This window comes from Acidithiobacillus sp. TH-A36, from assembly GCF_057473445.1.
This window is the reverse complement of record NZ_JBYCKP010000150.1, coordinates 1-4,374: the sequence shown is the minus strand read 5'-3', so window position 1 is coordinate 4,374 and position 4,374 is coordinate 1. Positions and strand designations below refer to the sequence as shown.

Genomic DNA, 4,374 nt, shown 5'->3' with positions numbered 1-4,374 from the left:
CGAAAAGAATTTGCACTATCACCAGAATGATTTTCCGCAACGCTGATGTCCAGCCCATAGCGTTCCCTGGCAATTTCCTGCATTTCCTCCAGCCAGTTCCGCACGTTGACGACAACGGCTTTTTCCTGATCCCCGCTGCGGACGAGAGTCAGAAACTTGTCTATGGTTTCGTCCATCTCGTTAACATCCACACACATGGCGGATTTTTGTTCCAGAAAATCTGAATCGGGCAAGTGCAGGGTCAAAAGCAGTCGGGACAGCGGCGTCCGGAGTTCGTGGGAAATGCCCGTGAGCAGCAGGGTGCGCTCTTCATGAAGACGATGCAGATCATTGGCCATACCCGTAATGGCCTGAGTCAGGTGCTGTACTTCCAGGGGACCACCGATGGGCTGCAGGGTGTCGGGGGTGTCACCAAGGCCAATGCGTGGAGCTTCGGCGGCCAGGCGGGCCAGGGGCCGGTTAATCTGGCGGACAATCAGCCAGGCCCCCAGCAAAGTCACCAACGCAATGACTCCAAGACGCATGAACATGAATCCCTGCCCACCAAAGTTCATCGGCGATACCGGCATACCGAGCCAGGGCTGGTGAGGACCGCCGCGTATCCACATCCAGGTAGTAGTCCCCTCATCCAAACCTACGCGGAGTCTAGCCCCGGGTACCTGCTGCTGGACATAGTGAGCGGTCTTGTCCATGAAGTACTTATCTGGAATTTTGCCCGGTTTGGCGCTGGCCGGTCGCCATTGCAGGTTTCCGTTGGGGGCATATTGTGCCCCGCTACTGATCAGGGCGTGGTCGGTTTGCAGCAGAAACTCGGCAAAGCGTTCGGCGGCTGGATTCATCACATACTGATGAAAAAGAACGTAAACAGCGGCTTGGGTGCCAAGCAGCAGCAGGCCGAGTAGCAGCAGGGTCCGCCCCAGTGTACTGCGGGGCCAATATGTACGGATGTTCAGGGTTCGGCCACGAAGAGGTAGCCGTGTCCCCAGACCGTACGAATGTGCCGGGGGCGACCGGGGCCTTTGTCGAGCAGGCGGCGGAGCCGCGATATCTGCATATCGATACTGCGGTCATCGGCTTCCAGCTGACGGCCACGCGTCAACCACATCAGTTTTTCACGCGTCAGTGCCTGTCCTTCATGCTGAATGAGGGTGGCCAGGGTCAAAAATTCGGCGCTGGTCAGGGAGAGGAGCTGGTCATGAAGATGAATTTCCTGGCGACCCATGTCCACCCGAAAGGGACCCTTTTCAAAGCTGGCGGTGACCCCTGAGGTTCTGGGAACACTGCCCCGGACCCGGCGCAAAATGGCCTGGATACGGGCAACCAGCTCACGGGGATGAAAGGGTTTGGCCAGATAATCGTCGGCACCCATTTCCAGGCCTAAAATCCGGTCGACTTCGTCACCCCGAGCGGTGAGCATGAGAATCGGCACGTCGTGCTGCTGGCGCAGGCGTCGGCATATCTGCAGGCCATCTTCATGGGGAAGACCCAGGTCGAGAATAATGAGATCTACCGGGTTTTCTGCAAGGCTGGCTTCAATCTGGCGACCATCACCCATGCCCTGAACCATAAAACCATAGCCCTTAAGATGCGATTCCACCAGGCTGCGCAGTCGCAAGTCATCATCTATCACTAAAATTCGCGCTTTGTTTTCCATGCATTGTACTGTACTCCCCGGATGCGGATAGACCAAACGTAAATGTAACAAGCAGGGTACTCCGGAAATAAACAGACACTTTGTTACATATTGGATCGGTGTCTGCGCACGATTGTTACAGGCCACCCCGTTATGCTTTTCCTGAACTTCCATTGGACCTGAACAAGGATAATACATGGCACAGGAAAATGCGGCGGCCCGGCGCTGGCCGGGATCCCGAATACGCAGGCGGGGCATCGCCATATTGTTGGGCTCGGGTTTGATGATCGGTCTGGCGGGTTGTGCAGTGGGCCCCCATTGGTCCGTACCGAAGATGCGTACGCCGCCATCTTATAATGCCCATCCCGCTGCTTTGCCGGCAGACCAGCAAAAAGTCCAGTGGACGCGGCAGCAGGCGCGTTCCTGGTGGTTGTTGTTTCACTCAAAACCGCTCAATAACTATATCCGGCAGGCCATGCAGGCTAATCCGGATTTGCAGGCAGCCCATGCGGCTTTGGCAAGGCAGCAGGCGCTGATGGTGGCTGCGCAGGGGGGCCTGGCTCCGCAGGTTTCGGCAAACGCGGGAATCAGTCGCGCGCGGGCCTTGCGGACAGGTGCCAACGGAGGACAAAGTTACCGTATTCCGGGCAATCTCTATAGCCTCTTCCTGGGCACCATTGACGTCAGTTATAACCCGGATGTGTTTGGCCGGCAGAAAGATCTGGTCCATGCAGCCCGGGCACAGGCGGCGGTGACCAAGGCCAATCTGCATCAGAGTGAAGTGTTTCTGGCCGCAGACGTCAGTCGGGCTGTCATCAGTGGTGCCGCCGCCCGCGCCCAGTTGCATGCAGCCCGGCAGATTGCCACAGCGGATGCCCATTTGCTGAAACTGTTGCAGCAGGAATATAAACTGGGTGATCAGAATCTGCAGAATGTAGAACAGCAGGCGGCCATGACGGCCGCTGCGCGTGCCCGCATTGCCCCTCTTGCGGCAGATCTGGCGGCGGCCCGCCACGCCCTGGCGGCGTTGCTGGGGCAAACGCCGAATGTGGCCCTCAGCATTCCCGCTCTGCAAAGTCTGCATTTACCCGCCCGCTTGCCCACGACCATTCCCTCGGCACTGGCTGAAAATCGTCCGGATATCCAGGCGGCAACAGCGGAGATCAAGGTTGCTGCTGCCCAGGCGGATGTGGCGGCAGCCAATTTATACCCTCAATTCAACATTTCTGCAGAGATTGGCAAGGCAGCCATGACTGGTGGCCTGTTTTTCAACCCGGTTTCCACCCTCTGGTCACTGGGCGCTGGCCTGGCTGCGCCAATTTATAATGGTGGCAGCTTGCATGCAGAGCGTCGTGCGGCGTTGGATCAGTATCAGGTAGCCAGTGACCAGTACCGCAGCACGGTATTGAATGCCTTTAAACAGGTGGCCGATGCCTTGCGCACCCTGCAGGGTGCTGATACGGCCTATATTCAGCAAAAACAGGCTCAGCAATCTTCTGCCAGGGCCCTGCACCTGGCCGAGGCCCGATATCGGGATGGTGCTACGGACTATGCCACGGTTTTGAATGCCGAAATTGCCTATCAACAGGATTCGGTCGCAGCTATTCAAGGCCGCAGTCAGCGTTATCTGGATAGCGTCGCGCTGTTTGTGGCGCTGGGTGATGGCTGGCAACCGGATCAACCAGCACCCAAAGCGCATTCTGTGCCCACTGACACCCCCATGGTAAACACTGCAGGAGCCCCCGCATGAAAAAGGCGTTTCTTCTCTTAGGATTGGTTGTTGTGCTGCTTTTTGGAGCCGTGTATGGCTGGTATGCATGGCGGCAGCAACGCCTGCATACCCAATTGATTGCTGCTGCCAATCCGGCGGTGACGGTTTCTGCTGTAAAAGTCAAAACCCGCAATATAGCGGGTGAATTGACAGCCGTTGGCGAGGTGGTGGCGCAGCAGGGCGCAGCACTTGGCCCGCAAGTCGGTGGGGTTATTCAGAAACTGTATTTTCATTCGGGACAAACGGTGCGCAAGGGACAGTTACTCCTCGCCCTGGACCCTGGTGCCTTGCCGGGGCAGTTGCAGGCAGCCCAGGCCCATGCCCGGCTGGCTTTGGTCGATTATCGACGCGCCCAAAAGGTTTATGCCATTCACGGTATATCTACCGCCGCACTGGACAAGGCGCAATACGATGCCGAGGCCTCTCAGGGAGAAGTTTCGGCGTTGCAGGAGTCGCTTGCCGACACTCAACTCCGCGCGCCATTTTCGGGAGTGCTCAGTCTGCGCACCGTCAATACCGGTGAATTTATTCATGCGGGAACGGCTGTGGTGCATCTGGAAAATCTGCAGCATTTGTATGTTGATTTCACTGTTCCGCAACGCGATGCCCAGACCCTGCACAAAGGTGCGCCGGTGCAGGTGGATATTCACGATGGCGACGCAGTTCGGCACTACAGCGCTTCTGTACAGGCGATTTCCAGTCATGTGCATGCGGATAATCGCGCCCTCAGTGTGAGAGCCTTGCTCCAGGCAGAACCGGGGTTGAAGCCGGGTATGTTTGTGCGTGTGGTTCTGGAGAAAGAGGCACCCAAAGCAGCGCTGGTGATTCCTACTGTTGCGGTGAGTTTCAATACCTATGGTGATTTTGTTTATGTGCTGAGTCCCGGGCCGGACCATCGGCTGATCGCCCGCGAACAAAAAGTGCTCACCGGCATGCAGAAGGGCCAGGATACGGTGATTCGTTCCGGACT

At 57.2% G+C, this 4,374-nt stretch carries 4 protein-coding genes; 2 read left to right on the top strand and 2 right to left on the bottom strand.

Annotation, left to right across the window (positions count from 1 at the left end):
- Together AC2VLY_RS04105 and AC2VLY_RS04100 are read right to left on the bottom strand one after the other, a co-directional pair.
- Window positions 1–839: histidine kinase dimerization/phospho-acceptor domain-containing protein (locus AC2VLY_RS04105; protein ID WP_486921807.1), on the bottom strand; the 839-nt coding region annotated here is incomplete at its 3' end.
- 110 nt (window positions 840–949) lie between these two features.
- Window positions 950–1,654: a response regulator gene (locus AC2VLY_RS04100; protein ID WP_193650383.1), complete on the bottom strand. Its 705-nt coding sequence runs from the start codon at window positions 1,652–1,654 to the stop codon at window positions 950–952.
- A gap of 175 nt (window positions 1,655–1,829) precedes the next feature.
- Between AC2VLY_RS04100 and AC2VLY_RS04095 the strand changes: the two genes are divergently transcribed.
- Both AC2VLY_RS04095 and AC2VLY_RS04090 read left to right on the top strand, forming a co-directional pair.
- Complete coding sequence (locus tag AC2VLY_RS04095) at window positions 1,830–3,383, top strand: efflux transporter outer membrane subunit (RefSeq protein WP_486921806.1); 1,554 nt, start codon at window positions 1,830–1,832, stop codon at window positions 3,381–3,383.
- Window positions 3,380–4,374, top strand: a 995-nt coding sequence (locus AC2VLY_RS04090; RefSeq protein ID WP_486921805.1) for an efflux RND transporter periplasmic adaptor subunit, incomplete at its 3' end; no start/stop codon positions are given. The genes AC2VLY_RS04095 and AC2VLY_RS04090, both read left to right, overlap by 4 nt.